Source organism: Stutzerimonas stutzeri, from assembly GCF_000219605.1.
Lineage (GTDB): Bacteria > Pseudomonadota > Gammaproteobacteria > Pseudomonadales > Pseudomonadaceae > Stutzerimonas > Stutzerimonas stutzeri.
In genome coordinates this window covers 3,611,449-3,627,508 of the sequence record NC_015740.1, presented here as the reverse complement: position 1 = coordinate 3,627,508, position 16,060 = coordinate 3,611,449, and the positions used below count along the sequence as shown (strand labels likewise).

The following is a 16,060-nucleotide window of genomic DNA, read 5'->3' as shown; positions in this document are numbered from 1 at the left end:
ACGGCGGCGCCGAGTCGAATCGAACCCGTCAGGGGCTCTAAAAATCCGACTGCGATTGCGCAAGAGCGTTCATCGAAGCGACACAAACGAAACGGCCCCGCTCCGCTGAGCGGGGCCGTAACGCTGGTGCTAGAGCGGTTGGTCGGCAGTTTTACGACGCGTTACACGGTCAACCAGATAGACCAGGCCGTGATAGTCGATCTCGCCATGACGTGACAGGCCGATCTCGCAGGTGCGGCTGGTGGAGATGCCTTCCTCGCAGATCTGCACGGCGTTCTTCAGGCTGCGCAGTGCGTGCTCGTTCAGTTCCGGCGTGGTGAAGCCCTTGTCGCCAGCGAAGCCGCAGCAGTGGATGCCTTCCGGAATGACCACCTCGTTTGCGCAGCGGCGGGCGATATCGATCAGTGCCTGTGCTTCCCCAAGATGCTGGGTGCTGCAGGTGACGTGCACGGCGATCGGCTTGTCCTGCGGGACGAAGTCCAGTTTGTCGAGCAGATGCGTGCGGATGAAGCGCACCGGGTCGTACATGTCGAGGCGCTGATCGGTCAGGCCCTGGACCAGGCGCAGCGTGCAGGGGCTGGTGTCGCAGTAGATCGGGTCGAGCCCGCCGCGACTGGCCTTGAGCAGCGCATCGAGCATCTCCTGGCGCTTGCGTTCGCCCTGTTCGGCATAGCCCTTGGAAGCGAACGGCTGGCCGCAGCACAGGTCGTTCAACTGTTCGGGGAAGATCACCTGGTAGCCGGCCTTTTCCAGCAGGCTGCGGGTCTTGTCGAGCAGCGGCTCCTGTTCCTGATCACGCGCCGCCGGGCCCATGGCGCGGGAAACGCAGGCGGCCAGATAGACCACGCGCGGACGCTCGTCCTGCACGGCTGGTTTGGGCAGATGCAGGCGTTGCAGCGGCTGCGGTGTCGCAGGGGTCCACTGCGGCACGCGGCCCTTGCTGGCGTTGGTCATGGTCGCAGACAGCTTGGCCAGGCGCTTGGTGCCAAGAATGATGTGCGCGCCATTGGCGGCATGCAGCATGAAACGGGTGCCCTGCACGGCCGTGGAGAAATGATCGGCCAGCCAGTTGGCGGCGCCGGTTTTGCTCGCTTCACGTCCGCGCAGCTTGCGCACCAGGTCGCCGGTGTTGATGCCGACCGGGCAGCGCTGGGCACAGAGGCCGGTGGCGGCGCAGGTTTCCACGCCGTGGTAGTGGTAGAGCCGCTCGATTTCCGTGGTGTCGACACCGGCGCGCTTGCGCGCCTGGATGTCGCGCCAGATGACGATACGCTGGCGCGGCGTCAGGGTCAGCCCGTTGGATGGGCAGACCGGCTCGCAGAAGCCGCACTCGATGCACTTGTCGACGATCTCGTCGGCGGCGGGCATCGGCTTGAGGTTCTTCAGGTGGATGTCCGGGTCTTCGGAGAGCACCACGTCCGGATTGAGGATGCCGGTGGGGTCGAGCAGGCGCTTGATTTTCCACATCAGCGCGTAGGCCTCGCTGCCCCATTCCAGCTCGACGAAGGGCGCCATGTTGCGCCCGGTGCCGTGCTCGGCCTTGAGCGCGCCGCCGAACTCGACAGCCACCAGCTGCGCCACTTCGCCCATGAAGGCCTCGTAACGGGCGACCTGCGCCGGATCATCGAAGCCCTGGGTGAAGACGAAGTGCAGGTTGCCCTCCAGCGCGTGGCCGAAGAGGATCGCCTCGTCGTAGCGGTGCTTGTCGAGCAATTCGATCAGCCGGTTGACGCCCTCGGCCAGGCGCTCGACGGGGAAGGTCACGTCCTCGATGATCACCGTGGTGCCGGTCTGGCGCACGGCGCCGACCGCTGGGAAGGTGTCCTTGCGGATCTTCCACAGCTGGTTGTAGACCACCGGGTCTTCGCTGAAGTCGACCTGTTTCTCCACCGGGAAGTGCGCGATGGAGGTCATGATCAGATTGATCTGCTCGTGCAGCAGCGACTGACTGGCGGCGCGCGATTCGATCAAGAGCGCGCAGGCGGTCGGCGACAGTTCCTTCACCCACTCGGGCATCCCGGCCTTGTGCTCGACCGAGCGCAGGCTGCGGCGGTCGAGCAGCTCCACCGCGGACACCGGTTGCTGCTTGAGCACCGGCACGGCGAGGCAGCAGGTTTCCACGTCGGGGAACACGACCAGCGCGCTGGCCTTGTGCGGATGGTCCGGCACGGTGTCGTAGGTCACTGCGCTGATGAAGCCCAGCGTGCCTTCGGAACCGACCATCAGGTGGTTGAGGATGTCCAGCGGCTCGTCGTAGTCGACCAGCGCATTGAGCGAAAAGCCGGTGGTGTTCTTCAGCCGGTACTTGTGGCGGATCTTCGCGGCCAGTTCGGTATTGGCGCGGGTTTCGCGGCCCAGCTCGGCCAGCTGCTCGAGCAGGGCGGCGTGGCTCTGGCGAAACGCGGCAACGCTGGCGGCATCCTCGCTGTCGACCACGGTGCCATCGGCCAGTACCACGCGCAGCCCGGCGAGGGTCTTGTAGGTGTTCTGCGCCGTACCGCAGCACATGCCGCTGGAATTGTTGGCGACGATGCCGCCGATCTTCGCGGCATTGATCGAGGCCGGATCAGGGCCGATCTTGCGCTGAAAAGGTGCCAGCACGGCGTTGGCGTTGGCGCCGATGACGCCTGGCTGCAGGCGGATCTGCTCGCCGCCGTTGCGAATCTCGCGGCCGTTCCAGTTGTCGCCGAGCACGATCAGCACCGAGTCGGAAATCGCTTGGCCGGACAGGCTGGTGCCGGCGGCGCGGAAGGTGACGGGCACATGCTCGGCGTGGGCCAGTTTGAGCAGCGCGACCACTTCGGCTTCGGATTCGACGCGCACCACCAGCTTGGGGATCAGCCGGTAGAAGCTCGCATCGGTGCCGAACGCCAGGGTCGAAAGCGGATCATCGAAGCGGCGCTCGGCGGGGATCAGCCGTTCGACCGCCGCGAGAAACGCCGCCGGCAACGGCGCGCGTTCGAGCCGGGCGGCGGCGTTCATGCGTCCTCCAGGATCAGTACCACCAGATCCTTCGGGCCGTGGGCGCCGTAGGCCAGCACCTGCTCGATGTCGGCGGTCTTCGATGGGCCGGAAACCAGCAGCGCATTGGTCGGCATGCCGGCGGCCCACTGGAACTTCTGCTGGATTTCGTAGAAGTTGTCGTGAATTTCGCTGGCCTTGAGGATGGCGAAATGCACCGGCGGCACCAGGCTCATCAGGCGCGGCTCCTCGCGGGTGGGCCACATGATCAGACTGCCGGTGGAGGCGATGGCGCCGAGGGTGCCGGTGAGGCTCGCCGGGGTGTCGTTGAACAGCTCTTCCTTCCACTCCTCGACCGGGCGATCGTAGGCCTTCAGCGCCGGCAGGCCTTCACGGCCGGCGCAATGCGCGGTGAAGCGCTGGCCGTACGGCGTGGTCGGGGCGATCAGCAGGCTCGGCAGCTGACGGTCGTGCAGCAGCTGCTCGAGCAGGGCGGGCCAACCGGCGTCGGTGGTCAGGTGGATTTCGGTGTGCACCGCTTCCATCAGCTGACGCAGACGAGCGATACGCTGTTCCGGCGCGTAGCTCCAGGGCTGGGTGACCAGCGACGCGTCGTAGTCATCGACCACCGGCGTGGTGCCTTCCAGGCTTTTCTTCAGCTTGGCGAGGATATTGGCCTTGGCGCTCATCGCTTGCCCTCCAGGTGCTCGCGAGCCAGCTCGTGCAGCGAGCGGGCGGCAGGTTTCGGTGCGCTGTGGTTCTGCGTCCAGGGGCCGATGTTCGATGGCGTCAGGCCGCGCAGGCGTGTGGCGAAGAAGCCGAATACGCGGTACAGCGTCGGGCTGGTGTTGAGCAGGCGCCAGCCGGCCCAGATCAGCCGCTCCTTGCGAGAGTACTTGCTGCCCTGGCCGCGCATGACCTTGTGCGGGTCGTCCGGTGCCTTGACGTTCTCCTCGCGCAGGCGCCGCAGGATGGTCGGAATCGGAATCTTCACCGGGCAGACTTCGCCGCAGGCGCCACACAGCGACGAGGCGCTAGGGTGGTCCGGCACCTTGTCCAGACCGACCATGTGCGGAGTGATGATCTTGCCGATCGGCCCGGGATAGACCTCGCCGTAGGTGTGGCCGCCGACGCGGGTGTACACCGGGCAGTGGTTCATGCAGGCGCCGCAACGGATGCAGTTGAGCGTCTGGCGCAGCTCGCTGTCGGCGAAGGCCTGGCTGCGGCCGTTGTCCAGCAGGATCAGGTGCACTTCCTGCGGACCGTCCAGCTCATGCGCCTTGCGGGGGCCGGAGATCATGTTGACGTAGGTAGTGATGGGCTGGCCCAGCGCGGAGCGGGTCAGCAAGGAGAGCAGCGGGACCACGTCGCGCAGATTCTCCACCACCTTCTCGATACCGGTGACGGCGATGTGCACCGGTGGCACGGTGGTGCTCATGCGGCCGTTGCCTTCGTTTTCCACCAGCAGCAGGGTGCCGGTTTCGGCTACCGCGAAGTTCACACCGGAGACGCCGATATCGGCCTCGAAGAATTTCTGCCGCAGCGTGCGGCGGCCGATCTGGATGAGCTGGTCGACATCCTTGGTGTATTCCACGCCGAGCTTGTCATGGAACAGCGAGGCGACCTGGCCGGCATTCTTGTGAATGGCCGGCATGATGATGTGGGACGGCTTTTCGTGGTCGAGCTGGACGATGTACTCGCCCATGTCCGATTCCAGGCTCTCGATCCCGTGGCCTTCGAGGAAATGGTTCATCTCCATTTCTTCGCTGACCATCGATTTGCCCTTGATCACCTGTTTCGCCTGTCGTGCCTGGGCGATCGCGAGGACGATGTTGTTGGCCTCCTCGACCGTCTCCGCCCAGTGCACTTTCACACCGTTGCGGGTCAGGTTGGCTTCCAGTCGCTCGAGCAGTTCGGGCAGCTTGGACAAGGCGCGGGCGCGGATATGGTTGCCCATCTCGCGCAGCCGCTCGCGCTCGTCGGCATCGCTGAAGGCCGCGGCGCGCTTGGTCATCAGCGAATCCATGGCGGTGCGGAAGTTGCGTCGCAGCTGGTCGTCCTTCAGGGACTTGCGGGCGCGGGCGCGGAAGTCCGGGTCGCCGGCGTTCTCGATCTGGATCGCTGGGATGCGCTGTTCGGCGTTCATCGGGCACCTCCGGTGCGTTGCCAGAGGAAGCTCGCCAAATGCTGGCCGCGCAGGGATTCGCGCTGCTTTTCCAGGGAGCCGTTGATGTTCATCAGGCAGCCACAGTCGGCGCTGACCACCTGATGCGCGCCGGATTCCTTCAGCGCACGGGTCTTGTCCAGCACCATGGCGCCGGAGATGTCGGGCATGCGCACGCTGAAGGTGCCACCGAACCCGCAGCATTCGCTCTCGTGATCGTGCTCGACACGCTCGACCTGGCCCAGCTGGGCGAGCAGGGCGCGGCCGTGCAGGTGCGTGTTCATCTCGCGGCGGGCCGAGCAGGACGTATGCAGGGCTACTTTGGTCGGTGTGCCGGCATCCTTGAACTCGACCTTGCAGACGTTGAGCAGGAACTCGGCCAGCTCGAAGGTGCGCTCGGCCAGCGCCTGGGCCTGCTTCAGCGTGGCCGGCTCGTCCTTGAACAGCTCAAGGTAATGGTGGCGCAGCATCCCGGCGCAGGAGCCGGAGGGCACCACCACCGGCCAGTCGTTGGCGAACAGCTCCAGCTGCGCGCGGGCGACCTTGCGCGCCTCGTCGGTATAGCCGGTGGTGTAGGCCGGTTGACCGCAGCAGGTCTGGCCCTGCGGATAGTGCACGGTCAGTCCTTCGCGCTCGAGCAGGCGGATGGCATCCAGGCCAGCCTCGGGATAGAACAGATCCACCACGCAGGTACCGAACAGGTAGACCTGGCTCGGCTTGGCTGGATACTCGCGTGGCTTGGGCAGCGGCGGCGCGACGCGGGTGGCGTTCGGCGCGGCATTGTAGAAGAGTTCGCTCATCGGCTTGGTCTCCGGGTCAGCCCGGTTATCCGCAAACAGGCTTTTGAAAAACTAACTGCGTTGGCAATACGTCGTTAAAGCAGCCTCAGAACGCTCATTCAGGAAATCTAAACTCCCATGCGAGCCCAGTCCTTTTTCTTTGGCTGCGTTTGCCTCGTCTTGCCTGCCCCGCCTGCGTTTTCCAATAGCACTGTCAAGTGCGGTTTCTGGAATGCAACCGTGCCCCCAGCGGGGGCACGGTCTGTTTCTGTCGTTTACACCCCGACCAGCGGGTCGGTGACGCCCAGCACGTAGATGGCGATCAGGCCGATCACCCCGGTGAAGAGCACATAGTACAGCGTAGGCCATACGGTCTTGCGCAACGTGGAGCCTTCGCGGCCGAGCAGGCCGACGGTGGCGGAGGCGGCGACCACGTTGTGGATCGCGACCATGTTGCCCGCCGCGGCACCGACCGCCTGGGTGGCGACGACCATCGCGCCGGAAATCCCCAGGGACTGTGCGACACCGAACTGGAACTGGCTGAACATCATGTTGCTGACGGTGTTGGAGCCGGCCAGGAAGGCGCCCAGTGCGCCGACCGATGGCGCCAGCAGCGGGTAGATACCGCCTACGCTGTCCGCGACATAACGCGCCATGACGATCGGCATGCTGGCCAGTTCGGCGCCGTTGACGCCGGAGTTGATCAGGATGCGCACCATCGGCACGGTGAACAGCAGAACGAATCCGGCGCTCAGCAGTACGCTGCTGGACTCCTTTACCGCTGCCTTGAGTTCGGCGGCACGCATGCCGTGCAGGAAGAAGGTGATCAGCACCACCGCGACGAGAATGCCGCCGGGCAGGTACAGCGGCTCGATGCCCGCGTTGATGCCGGCCTCGCCGAGGATGTTGGCGAAGGCAACGGAGACCGATTTCAGCGCGGCGCCCACCTGCGGGAACACGCGGCTGATCACCAGCAGCGCGCCGACCAGTACGTAGGGCAGCCAGGCACGGAATGCGCTCATCGGGCGAGCGGCGATGTCGTCCAGCTTCATCTCGATGGTGCCCAGCCATTCGGCCGGCCATTCCTTGGCGTCGGCGAAGTCCCAGGTGGTCTTCGGCGTCAGGAACTTGAAGCGTGCCGCGGTGGTGACGATCGCCAGGCCTACCAGGCCGCCGAGCAGCGACGGGAATTCCGGGCCGAGGAAGATGCCGGTGGCGGCATAGGGCAGGGTGAAGGCCAGACCGGCGAAGATCGCGAACGGCAGCACTTCGAAGCCGGCTTTCCAGCTTTTCTCCTTGCCGAAGAAGCGCGTCAGCATCAGCACCATGACCAGCGGCATGACGGTGCCGACGATGGCATGGGTGATCGCTACGCTGCTGGTGATCTGCTGCAGGAAGATGCTCCAGCTGGAGCCCTGGGCGGTCAGTTGCGCGCCGATGGTGGCGGTGTCCAGGCCGCTGTTGATGCCCACCACGATCGGGGTGCCGACGGCGCCGAAGGAAACCGGGGTACTCTGTACCAGCATGCCGAGCAGCACCGCGGCCATTGCCGGAAAGCCGACCGCGACCAGCAGCGGTGCAGCGATTGCCGCCGGGGTGCCGAAACCGGAGGCACCTTCGATGAAGCAACCGAACAGCCAGGCGATGATGATGGCCTGGATGCGGCGGTCGGGGCTGATGGTGGTGAAGCCGGCGCGGATGGCGGTGATGCCGCCGGAGTGCTTCAGCGTGTTCAGCAGCAGGATCGCGCCGAAGATGATCCACAACAGACCGAGCGTGATCACCAGGCCCTGCAGCGTGGATGCGATGATCCGGTTGAAGCTCATGTCCCAGACGAACAGGCCGATGGCCGCGGTGAACAGGTAGACCAGCGGCATGGCGCGGCTGGCGGGCCAGCGCAGGCCGATCAGCATCACGGCCGCGAGCAGAATGGGAGTGAAAGCGAAAAGTGCGAGCAGTCCGTTGGACATGTCAGGCGTCCCCTACGGTTCGATTCAGATGGGGCCCTGAGCGGACCGTGGAATAGTTGTTGTGCACAGATCTCATGCTGAGTCCTCTTATTGTTAGTTGCTTCTGTAAAGTGGTAAGACCAATTAACAGAAGCGAATGGCCAGCGTAAGAGCTGCGTCTGGGAGCGTCAATCAGGCGGGCATAGACTTTGGTCGCAGCCGACGGCCTTGTGTGGCTTTGGGCCGACGGCTAGCATTCTCCGACTGGTAAGACCATTTCTGAGGTGGGTATGGACGTGGGCATGGTGCGTCAGCGGCGGCTGGCCGACGACATCGTCGCGCAGTTGGAAACCATGATTCTGGAGGGCACCCTCAAGGCCGGTGAGCGACTGCCGGCCGAACGGGTGCTGGCCGAGCGCTTCGGGGTGTCGCGCCCCTCTCTGCGCGAGGCGATCCAGAAGCTTGCGGCCAAGGGCCTGCTGATCAGTCGGCACGGTGGCGGCACCTTCGTCGCCGAGTCGCTGGGCTCCACCTTCAGCGACCCGTTGCTGCACCTGCTGGAAAACAACAGCGATGCCCAGCGCGACCTGCTGGAGTTCCGGCATACCCTGGAGGGCAGCTGCGCGTACTATGCGGCGCTGCGTGCAACCGAGGTGGATCAGAAGCGACTCACGGAGGCCTTCTCGGCACTGCAGGATTGCTACGCCCGTGAGGGCAAGGTGACCCGCGCGGAAGAGGGCGCGGCTGACGCGCAGTTCCACCTGGCGATTGCCGAGGCCAGTCACAACGCGGTGCTGCTGCACACCATTCGCGGCCTATTCGATCTGCTCAAGCGCAACGTGGTGACCAATATCGGCGGCATGTACGCCCTGCGCGACGAGACCCGCGACATGCTGATGAGCCAGCATCGCGAGCTGTACGAGGCGATCATGGCGCGGCGTGCGGTGGAGGCGCGCGACGTCATCCATCGGCACATCAACTATGTGCAGGAGGTGCTTGCCGAAGGCCAGCAGGAAGCCCAGCGACTGGCGCGCGCGCAGCGCCGGCAGGAGAGAGTGGGGGCATCGCAAAAGGCGGGATGATGGGTGCTGCGGGGTTGGCGGGCGAGGCAGTGAGCGCTCCGCCCGGAGCTGATCAGTCGTCCTTGCCCTTGGTGCGCATGGCGCGCTGGATTTCCCGATCGGAATCGCGTTCTTTCTCGGTGTGGCGCTTGTCGAATTCCTTCTTGCCCTTGGCCAGGGCGATCTCGCACTTGATCATGTGCTTCTTCCAGTACAGCGACAGCGCTACGCAGGCATAGCCCTTCTGCTGCACGGCGCCGAACAGCTTGCCCAGCTCGCGCTTGTTCAGCAGCAGCTTGCGGGTCCGGGTCGGGTCGGCGATGACATGTGTGCTGGCGCTTGTCAGCGGGGTGATGTGCGCGCCCATCAGCCAGGCTTCGCCATCCTTGAGCAGCACGTAGCTGTCCACCAGCTGCGCCTTGCCGGCGCGTAGGCTTTTCACTTCCCAGCCGGCAAGGACGAGGCCGGCCTCGAACTTCTGCTCGATGAAGTAATCGTGTAGCGCTTTCTTGTTCAGCGCGATGGTCCCGGGGGACTGCTTCTTCTGTTTGGCCATAGGGGCGGCATTATAGGGAGTCCCGTTGCGGCTGGCGACAACCTGCAGGAGCGTTGGCGGCAGAAACTTGAGGGGCAGCCGTTAATCCCCGACAATGTGCCCCGCTTTGCGCTGAGCGGCTTCGGCAAAGGTCGAAGTCGTGGTCGCGGGCTGGCTGCGCCGACGTTCGGATGGCGCGCAATGAAACGACGACGTAGAAGGTCCGCATGACGACGCACATTCAACGTTCCGCGCTGCTGCCTTACCCCGCGCACGCGCTGTTCGACATGGTCAACGACGTAGCCAGTTATCCGCAGTTCCTGCCCTGGTGCTCTGCGACCGAGGTGCTCTCCAGCAGCGAGACCGAGATGCACGCCAGCATGACTGTGGCCAAGGCCGGGCTCAGCCAGCGGTTCATGACGCGCAATGCGTTGGAAGTCGGCAAGCGCATCGAAATGACATTGGAAGAAGGGCCGTTCAGTCACCTGCACGGCATCTGGGAGTTCAAGGCGCTGGGCGAGAAGGCGTGCAAGATCAGCCTCGATCTGACCTTCGATTACGCCGGGCCGCTGGTCAAGGCGACGCTTGGTCCGCTGTTCAATCAGGCCGCCAATACCCTGGTGGACGCCTTTTGCGAGCGAGCGAAACAGCTCTATGGATAAGTCATCGATTGCCGTCGAAGTGGTGTATGCGCTGGCCGACAAGCAGAAGCTGCTGCAGATGACCGTGCCAGCCGGCACTACCGTCCGCGAGGCCGCGCTGCGTTCCGGGCTGGATGCGCATTTTCCCGGTCTCGATCTCGCCAGCGCGCCGTTGGGAATCTTCGGCAAGGCCGTGCCCAAGCCTGAAGAGCGGGTGCTGGAAGAGGGCGAGCGCGTCGAGATCTACCGACCGCTGATCGCCGATCCGAAGGAAGTCCGCAAGCAGCGTGCGGCGAAAGCGGCGAAAAACAAGGCAGAGGATGCTTGAACGCTAGATAGCAAAACGCCCGGACTCGCCGGGCGTTTTTTCATTCGGTTTCCAGTGGTTCTGGAATCGGTACCGGAACGGCTTCCGCTTCGTCCACTTCGCGCTGAATCTGCTCCAGCAGCGATCCCGGCGCCGGACGTTCTTCCGGTTGGCGGGGCGTGGCTGCGGGCGCGCTCGGCGCCTGGGGTTGGCGACCGAGGATCTGTTCGTCACGGCTGACGCCAGGCATGAAATCGCCTGCCAGGCCGGCCAGCTGGTCGTTGGCATTGAACACCAGGCTCACGCGCTCCTGCTGGCGCTGACTGCCGCCGGGCTGAATGCTGTACAGGTAATCCCAGCGATTGGGATGGAAAGTGTCGGTGATCAGCGGGTTGCCCATGATAAACCGCACCTGCTGGCGGGTCATTCCAGGCCGCAACTGGTCTATCATGTCCTGCGTGACGACATTGCCCTGTTGAATGTCGACCTTGTAAACCCCGGGAAATGAACAACCGGCGAGTGCGAACAGACCCACGAGGGTGAGGCTGGCCAGCATGAGCTTGGTGTTTTGCATCGGTGGGTGACTTCCACTATCTTGGCTGGGCAAAGAACCCGGATCATACCCGTATTGAAGGAGGCTGCGAAACAGCAGCAGCGAGAAAGCCAACCATGGTTGAAAATAGCGAACTACGTAAAGCAGGTCTCAAGGTAACGCTGCCGCGGGTCAAGATCCTGCAGATGCTGGATACGACCGACCGTCGACACATGAGCGCCGAGGACGTCTACAAGGCGTTGATGGAGGCGGGCGAGGATGTCGGTCTGGCGACTGTCTATCGTGTGCTGACCCAGTTCGAGGCGGCCGGCCTGGTAGTTCGGCACAACTTCGATGGTGGTCATGCCGTCTTCGAGCTGGCCGATAGCGGGCATCACGACCACATGGTCTGCGTCGATACGGGCGATGTCATCGAGTTCTTCGACCAGGAAATCGAAAAACTGCAGAAAGAAATCGTCAAGCGTCACGGCTACGAGCTGGTGGATCACAACCTGGTGCTCTACGTGCGCAAGAAGGACTGATCCTCAATAGATGTTGAAAAGGCGGCCATGGGCCGCCTTTTTTATGCCGCTCTGCCTGGCGTTCAGGCCTGTGCGGAGGTGACCATTTGCCGAGCATGAGCCAGGGATTGTTCGGTCAGGTCGACGCCGCCGAGCATCCGGGCGATCTCCTCGACGCGCCCCGCCTGGTCCAGTTCGGTAACCGCCGTGCGGGTTTCGTCGGTGTCGCGGGCCTTGTGCACGAACAGGTGGTGGTGTCCTTGCGCAGCCACCTGCGGCAGGTGCGTGACGGTCAGGACCTGGCCGCGCTCGCCGAGGCGGCGCAGGAGCTGGCCGACGATTTCCGCAGTGGGGCCGCCGATGCCGACATCGACTTCGTCGAACACCAGCGTCGGCACGCGCGAGGTTTGTGCCGTGATCACCTGGATCGCCAGGCTGATCCGTGACAGCTCGCCGCCCGACGCGACCTTGGCCAGCGGGCGCAGTGGCTGGCCAGGGTTGGCGCTGACCAGGAACTCCACCTGTTCCAGGCCGTAGGGCGTGTACTCGCCTTCTGCTGCCGGCTTGAGCTGTACGCTGAAGCGCCCGCCGGGCATGCCCAGGCGCTGGATTTCTGCCTCGACCGCGCTCGCCAGTTCTTCGGCGGCAGCCTGACGGTTGCAGCTCAGTTCGCCGGCTTTCTCCTCGTAGTGGCGAGCGTAGGCGGCCAGCTCTTCGCCGAGGCGCTCGACCGCTTCGTCATCGGCATTGAGGCCTTCCAGTTCTTCCAGCAGCTGCTGGTGCAGGTTGGGCAGTTCGCTCGGCTGTACGCGGTGCTTGCGCGCCAGGGTGTAGATGGTGTCCAGGCGCTCCTCCAGCATCTGCTGGCGTTCCGGATCGGCGTCGAAATGGTCGACGAAGCGATTGAGCTCACCGATCGCCTCTTCGACCTGGATTTGCGCGCTGGCGAGCAGGTTGACCGCTTCGCTCAGCGCCTGCGGCTGATTCTGGAAGGCGGTCAGCCGCTGCAGGCTGCTGGTCAGGGCGGAAAGCACGTTGCCGGCATCACTCTCGCTGCACAGCTCCATGACCTGGCGGCAGGCGCCGAGCAGCTGCTCGGCGTTGGCCAGGTTCTTGTGTTCCTGTTCGAGCTGCTCCAGTTCGTGCTCGCCGAGCGCGAGATTCTCCAGCTCTTCCAGCTGATAGCTGAGCAGCTGGTGGCGTGCGCGCTGCTCGTCGCTGCTGTTGCTCAGCCGTTCCAGGGTCTGGCGCGTCTGCCGCCAGCGCTGCGCGGCCAGTTGCACCTGGCGCGCCAGGTCCTGGCTGCCGCTGTACTCGTCGAGCAGGCGCCGGTGGGTGTCGGTCTTGAGCAGCGACTGGTGCTCGTGCTGGCTGTGAATATCGATCAGCAGTTCGCCCAGCGCCTTGAGGTCACCCTGCGGGCAGGGCGTGCCATTGATGTAGCCGCGCGAGCGGCCCTCGGCGGTGATCACTCGGCGCAGGATGCAGGGGCCTTCGCTGTCCATGTCGCGTTCGGCCAGCCAGGCGCGGGCGTCGGGGATGTCGTCCAGGTCGAAGCTGGCGAGGATGTCGGCCTTGTCCGCACCGATGCGCACCACGCTGCTGTCGGCCCGGTCGCCGAGGGTCAGGCCGAGGGCATCGAGCATGATCGATTTGCCCGCGCCGGTTTCACCGCTGATCACGCTCATGCCGCGTTTCAGCTCGAGGTCCAGGTGTTCGACGATGGCGTAGTTGTGAACCGACAGATGAACCAGCATGGCAAGGCTCCCGATTTTGCGTGGCTGGCTATTTATACAGTGGTTTTCCTGCTGCCCACAAGCGCAGAAGGATGAATGTGCGGTCGCTCGTCATTTCGCCCGCTGCACATCGCCGCATACCCTTGAAGCCGGTTTTCGCGCCCCCATATAGCGGCACAAGCGCGGGCTTGCTGCCCGCTGATCATACTGAGAGGAGGACCCATGGCCGACGAGCAGAACCTGGATAACCAGAACCCGGAAACGCCAGAGCAATCGCAAGCAGACGTAGCCGAGGATCTGGCAGCCCGCGTGCAATCGCTGGAGGAGCAGCTGGCGGCCGCGCAGGATCAGTCGCTGCGCGTGGCGGCAGAGCTGCAGAACATCCGTCGGCGTGCCGAGCAGGATGTCGAGAAGGCGCACAAGTTCGCGCTGGAAAAGTTCGCCGGTGACCTGCTGGCCGTCGCCGACAGCCTGGAGCGCGGTCTCGAGCTGTCGAACCCGGATGACGAGGCGGTCAAGCCGATGCGCGAAGGCGTCGAGCTTACCCTCAAGCTGCTGCTCGACACCCTGGCCCGTCATCAGCTGGAGCAGCTGGATCCGCACGGCGAGCCGTTCAATCCCGAGCATCACCAGGCCATGGCGATGGAGGAGAGCACTCACGTCGAGCCGGGCAGCGTGCTCAAGGTGTTCCAGAAAGGTTATCTGCTCAACGGGCGCCTGTTGCGTCCGGCGATGGTCGTGGTCAGCAAGGCGCCCGCCGACGCGCCGCCTTCTATCGATGAGAAGGCTTGAAATCGGCATACCCATCCCCATCTGGTAGCCAAGCGTTTTTGTGTTACCCGCAGCCGGTAGACAGGCGCGGATCAATCGAAATTTGGAGAGCGAATTAAATGGGCAAGATCATCGGTATCGACCTGGGGACCACCAACTCCTGTGTCTCCATCATGGAAAACGGCAACGTCAAGGTCATCGAGAACGCCGAAGGCGGACGCACCACGCCGTCCATCATCGCCTACACCAACGATGGCGAGACGCTGGTCGGTCAGTCGGCCAAGCGCCAGGCAGTCACCAACCCGCAGAACACTCTGTACGCGGTCAAGCGCTTGATCGGCCGCCGTTTCGAAGAAGATGTCGTGCAGAAGGACATCAAGATGGTGCCCTACACCATCGTCAAGGCCGATAACGGTGATGCCTGGGTGGAAGTGAAGGGCCAGAAGATGGCGCCTCCGCAGATTTCTGCCGAAGTGTTGAAGAAGATGAAGAAGACCGCCGAGGATTACCTGGGCGAGTCGGTCACCGAAGCGGTCATCACCGTGCCGGCCTACTTCAACGACAGCCAGCGTCAGGCTACCAAGGACGCCGGTCGCATCGCCGGTCTGGACGTCAAGCGCATCATCAACGAGCCGACCGCGGCCGCGCTGGCCTATGGCATGGACAAGGCCAAGGGCGACCACACCGTGATCGTCTATGACCTGGGTGGCGGTACCTTCGACGTGTCGGTGATCGAGATCGCCGAAGTCGACGGCGAGCATCAGTTCGAGGTGCTGGCTACCAACGGTGACACCTTCCTCGGTGGCGAAGACTTCGACATCCGCCTGATCGACTACCTCGTCGACGAATTCAAGAAAGAAACCGGCATGAACCTCAAGGGCGACCCGCTGGCCATGCAGCGCCTGAAGGAAGCTGCCGAGAAGGCGAAGATCGAGCTGTCCTCGAGCCAGCAGACCGACGTCAACCTGCCGTACATCACGGCTGACGCGTCCGGTCCGAAGCACCTGAACGTGAAGATCTCCCGCGCCAAGCTGGAGTCGTTGGTCGAGGATCTGGTCGAGCGCACCATCGAGCCGTGCCGCATCGCGCTGAAGGATGCCGGCATCGATGTGTCGAAGATCGATGACGTGATCCTGGTCGGTGGCCAGACCCGCATGCCGCTGGTGCAGCAGAAGGTCGCCGAGTTCTTCGGCAAGGAGGCGCGCAAGGACGTCAACCCGGACGAAGCCGTGGCCATGGGTGCTGCCATCCAGGGCGCCGTGCTGGCGGGCGACGTCAAGGACGTGCTGCTGCTCGACGTCTCCCCGCTGACCCTGGGTATCGAGACGCTGGGCGGCGTGATGACTCCGCTGATCGAGAAGAACACCACCATCCCGACCAAGAAGTCGCAGGTGTTCTCCACTGCCGACGACAACCAGAGCGCTGTGACCATTCACGTGCTGCAGGGTGAGCGTAAGCAGGCTGCGCAGAACAAGTCGCTGGGTCGCTTCGATCTGGCCGAGATTCCGCCGGCCCCGCGCGGCATGCCGCAGATCGAAGTCACCTTCGATATCGACGCCAACGGCATCCTGCACGTGTCCGCCAAGGACAAGGCCACTGGCAAGCAGCAGTCCATCGTGATCAAGGCCAACTCCGGTCTGTCGGAGGAGGAAATCGAGCAGATGGTGCGCGACGCCGAGGCCAATGCCGAGGAAGACCGCAAGTTCGAGGAGCTGGCTACCGCACGCAACCAGGGCGATCAGCTGGTGCATGCCACCCGCAAGATGCTCACCGAAGCCGGCGACAAGGCCAGCGACGATGACAAGGCTGCGATCGAGAAGGCGCTCGGCGAGCTGGAGCTGGCCATCAAGGGCGACGACAAGGCTGCGATCGAAGCGAAGATCGCTGCGGTGTCCCAGGCTTCCACTCCGGTTGCGCAGAAGATGTACGCCGAGCAGGCTCAGGCCGGTGAAGGTCAGCCCGCAGGTGAGCAGGCGAAGCCGGGCGACGACGTGGTCGATGCCGAGTTCGAAGAGGTCAAGGACAACAAGTAATCCCCGGCTTGCTTCCGCTCCAGCCCGCCCTCGACGTCGTCGGGGCGGGCAAGACCGCCACGCGGGGGCT

At 64.1% G+C, this 16,060-nt stretch carries 14 protein-coding genes; 6 read left to right on the top strand and 8 right to left on the bottom strand.

Features of this window, described 5'->3' with window-relative positions:
- Positions 1-129 precede the first annotated feature (129 nt).
- The 5 genes from PSTAB_RS16810 to PSTAB_RS16790 form a co-directional block, all read right to left on the bottom strand.
- The gene (locus tag PSTAB_RS16810; protein ID WP_013983891.1) at positions 130-2,982 is read right to left on the bottom strand and encodes an FAD-binding and (Fe-S)-binding domain-containing protein; all 2,853 of its coding nucleotides are present in this window, start codon (positions 2,980-2,982) and stop codon (positions 130-132) included.
- On the bottom strand, positions 2,979-3,650 hold the full coding sequence (locus tag PSTAB_RS16805; RefSeq protein WP_013983890.1) for a LutC/YkgG family protein: 672 nt from the start codon (positions 3,648-3,650) through the stop codon (positions 2,979-2,981). Before PSTAB_RS16805 ends, PSTAB_RS16810 begins: the two co-directional genes overlap by 4 nt.
- A complete protein-coding gene (locus PSTAB_RS16800) occupies positions 3,647-5,107 on the bottom strand; it encodes a LutB/LldF family L-lactate oxidation iron-sulfur protein (protein WP_011914398.1) in 1,461 nt (486 codons plus the stop codon). The genes PSTAB_RS16805 and PSTAB_RS16800 overlap by 4 nt, the downstream gene beginning before the upstream one ends.
- Positions 5,104-5,925, bottom strand: a complete 822-nt coding sequence (locus PSTAB_RS16795) for a (Fe-S)-binding protein (protein ID WP_013983889.1) — start codon at positions 5,923-5,925, stop codon at positions 5,104-5,106. The genes PSTAB_RS16800 and PSTAB_RS16795 overlap by 4 nt, the downstream gene beginning before the upstream one ends.
- A 254-nt stretch (positions 5,926-6,179) precedes the next feature.
- Positions 6,180-7,874, bottom strand: coding sequence for an L-lactate permease (locus PSTAB_RS16790; RefSeq protein WP_013983888.1), 1,695 nt, complete (start codon positions 7,872-7,874; stop codon positions 6,180-6,182).
- 269 nt (positions 7,875-8,143) lie between these two features.
- Between PSTAB_RS16790 and PSTAB_RS16785 the strand changes: the two genes are divergently transcribed.
- Complete coding sequence (locus PSTAB_RS16785) at positions 8,144-8,935, top strand: GntR family transcriptional regulator (RefSeq protein ID WP_011914395.1); 792 nt, start codon at positions 8,144-8,146, stop codon at positions 8,933-8,935.
- Positions 8,936-8,987: 52 nt separating this feature from the next.
- Here PSTAB_RS16785 and smpB read toward each other — a convergent pair whose 3' ends face one another.
- A complete protein-coding gene (gene smpB, locus PSTAB_RS16780; protein ID WP_011914394.1) occupies positions 8,988-9,470 on the bottom strand; it encodes an SsrA-binding protein SmpB in 483 nt (160 codons plus the stop codon).
- A 206-nt stretch (positions 9,471-9,676) separates the two neighbouring features.
- Between smpB and PSTAB_RS16775 the strand changes: the two genes are divergently transcribed.
- Together PSTAB_RS16775 and PSTAB_RS16770 are read left to right on the top strand one after the other, a co-directional pair.
- Complete coding sequence (locus PSTAB_RS16775) at positions 9,677-10,111, top strand: type II toxin-antitoxin system RatA family toxin (protein WP_011914393.1); 435 nt, start codon at positions 9,677-9,679, stop codon at positions 10,109-10,111.
- Positions 10,104-10,418 carry an RnfH family protein gene (locus PSTAB_RS16770; RefSeq protein WP_011914392.1) on the top strand — a complete coding sequence of 105 codons (315 nt, stop codon included), beginning with the start codon at positions 10,104-10,106 and terminating at the stop codon, positions 10,416-10,418. Before PSTAB_RS16775 ends, PSTAB_RS16770 begins: the two co-directional genes overlap by 8 nt.
- A gap of 40 nt (positions 10,419-10,458) precedes the next feature.
- Here the strand turns inward: PSTAB_RS16770 and PSTAB_RS16765 are convergent, their stop codons facing one another.
- A complete protein-coding gene (locus PSTAB_RS16765; RefSeq protein ID WP_013983887.1) occupies positions 10,459-10,971 on the bottom strand; it encodes an outer membrane protein assembly factor BamE in 513 nt (170 codons plus the stop codon).
- 95 nt (positions 10,972-11,066) lie between these two features.
- Here PSTAB_RS16765 and fur point away from each other — a divergent pair, with 95 nt between their 5' ends.
- Complete coding sequence (fur, locus tag PSTAB_RS16760; protein WP_011914390.1) at positions 11,067-11,471, top strand: ferric iron uptake transcriptional regulator; 405 nt, start codon at positions 11,067-11,069, stop codon at positions 11,469-11,471.
- 62 nt (positions 11,472-11,533) lie between these two features.
- Here the strand turns inward: fur and recN are convergent, their stop codons facing one another.
- Positions 11,534-13,207: a DNA repair protein RecN gene (gene recN / locus PSTAB_RS16755; RefSeq protein ID WP_013983886.1), complete on the bottom strand. Its 1,674-nt coding sequence runs from the start codon at positions 13,205-13,207 to the stop codon at positions 11,534-11,536.
- A 201-nt stretch (positions 13,208-13,408) separates the two neighbouring features.
- Here recN and grpE point away from each other — a divergent pair, with 201 nt between their 5' ends.
- On the top strand, positions 13,409-13,978 hold the full coding sequence (gene grpE / locus PSTAB_RS16750; protein WP_011914388.1) for a nucleotide exchange factor GrpE: 570 nt from the start codon (positions 13,409-13,411) through the stop codon (positions 13,976-13,978).
- A gap of 98 nt (positions 13,979-14,076) precedes the next feature.
- The gene (gene dnaK, locus PSTAB_RS16745; RefSeq protein WP_013983885.1) at positions 14,077-15,990 is read left to right on the top strand and encodes a molecular chaperone DnaK; all 1,914 of its coding nucleotides are present in this window, start codon (positions 14,077-14,079) and stop codon (positions 15,988-15,990) included.
- Positions 15,991-16,060: the final 70 nt, after the last annotated feature.

Bases quoted from the DNA above. Each gene is read 5' to 3' on its own strand.
- PSTAB_RS16810 (WP_013983891.1), bottom strand. From the start codon at position 2,982: ATGAACGCCGCCGCCCGGCTCGAACGCGCGCCGTTGCCGGCGGCGTTT.
- PSTAB_RS16805 (WP_013983890.1), bottom strand. From the start codon at position 3,650: ATGAGCGCCAAGGCCAATATCCTCGCCAAGCTGAAGAAAAGCCTGGAA.
- PSTAB_RS16800 (WP_011914398.1), bottom strand. From the start codon at position 5,107: ATGAACGCCGAACAGCGCATCCCAGCGATCCAGATCGAGAACGCCGGC.
- PSTAB_RS16795 (WP_013983889.1), bottom strand. From the start codon at position 5,925: ATGAGCGAACTCTTCTACAATGCCGCGCCGAACGCCACCCGCGTCGCG.
- PSTAB_RS16790 (WP_013983888.1), bottom strand. From the start codon at position 7,874: ATGTCCAACGGACTGCTCGCACTTTTCGCTTTCACTCCCATTCTGCTC.
- PSTAB_RS16785 (WP_011914395.1), top strand. From the start codon at position 8,144: ATGGACGTGGGCATGGTGCGTCAGCGGCGGCTGGCCGACGACATCGTC.
- smpB (WP_011914394.1), bottom strand. From the start codon at position 9,470: ATGGCCAAACAGAAGAAGCAGTCCCCCGGGACCATCGCGCTGAACAAG.
- PSTAB_RS16775 (WP_011914393.1), top strand. From the start codon at position 9,677: ATGACGACGCACATTCAACGTTCCGCGCTGCTGCCTTACCCCGCGCAC.
- PSTAB_RS16770 (WP_011914392.1), top strand. From the start codon at position 10,104: ATGGATAAGTCATCGATTGCCGTCGAAGTGGTGTATGCGCTGGCCGAC.
- PSTAB_RS16765 (WP_013983887.1), bottom strand. From the start codon at position 10,971: ATGCAAAACACCAAGCTCATGCTGGCCAGCCTCACCCTCGTGGGTCTG.
- fur (WP_011914390.1), top strand. From the start codon at position 11,067: ATGGTTGAAAATAGCGAACTACGTAAAGCAGGTCTCAAGGTAACGCTG.
- recN (WP_013983886.1), bottom strand. From the start codon at position 13,207: ATGCTGGTTCATCTGTCGGTTCACAACTACGCCATCGTCGAACACCTG.
- grpE (WP_011914388.1), top strand. From the start codon at position 13,409: ATGGCCGACGAGCAGAACCTGGATAACCAGAACCCGGAAACGCCAGAG.
- dnaK (WP_013983885.1), top strand. From the start codon at position 14,077: ATGGGCAAGATCATCGGTATCGACCTGGGGACCACCAACTCCTGTGTC.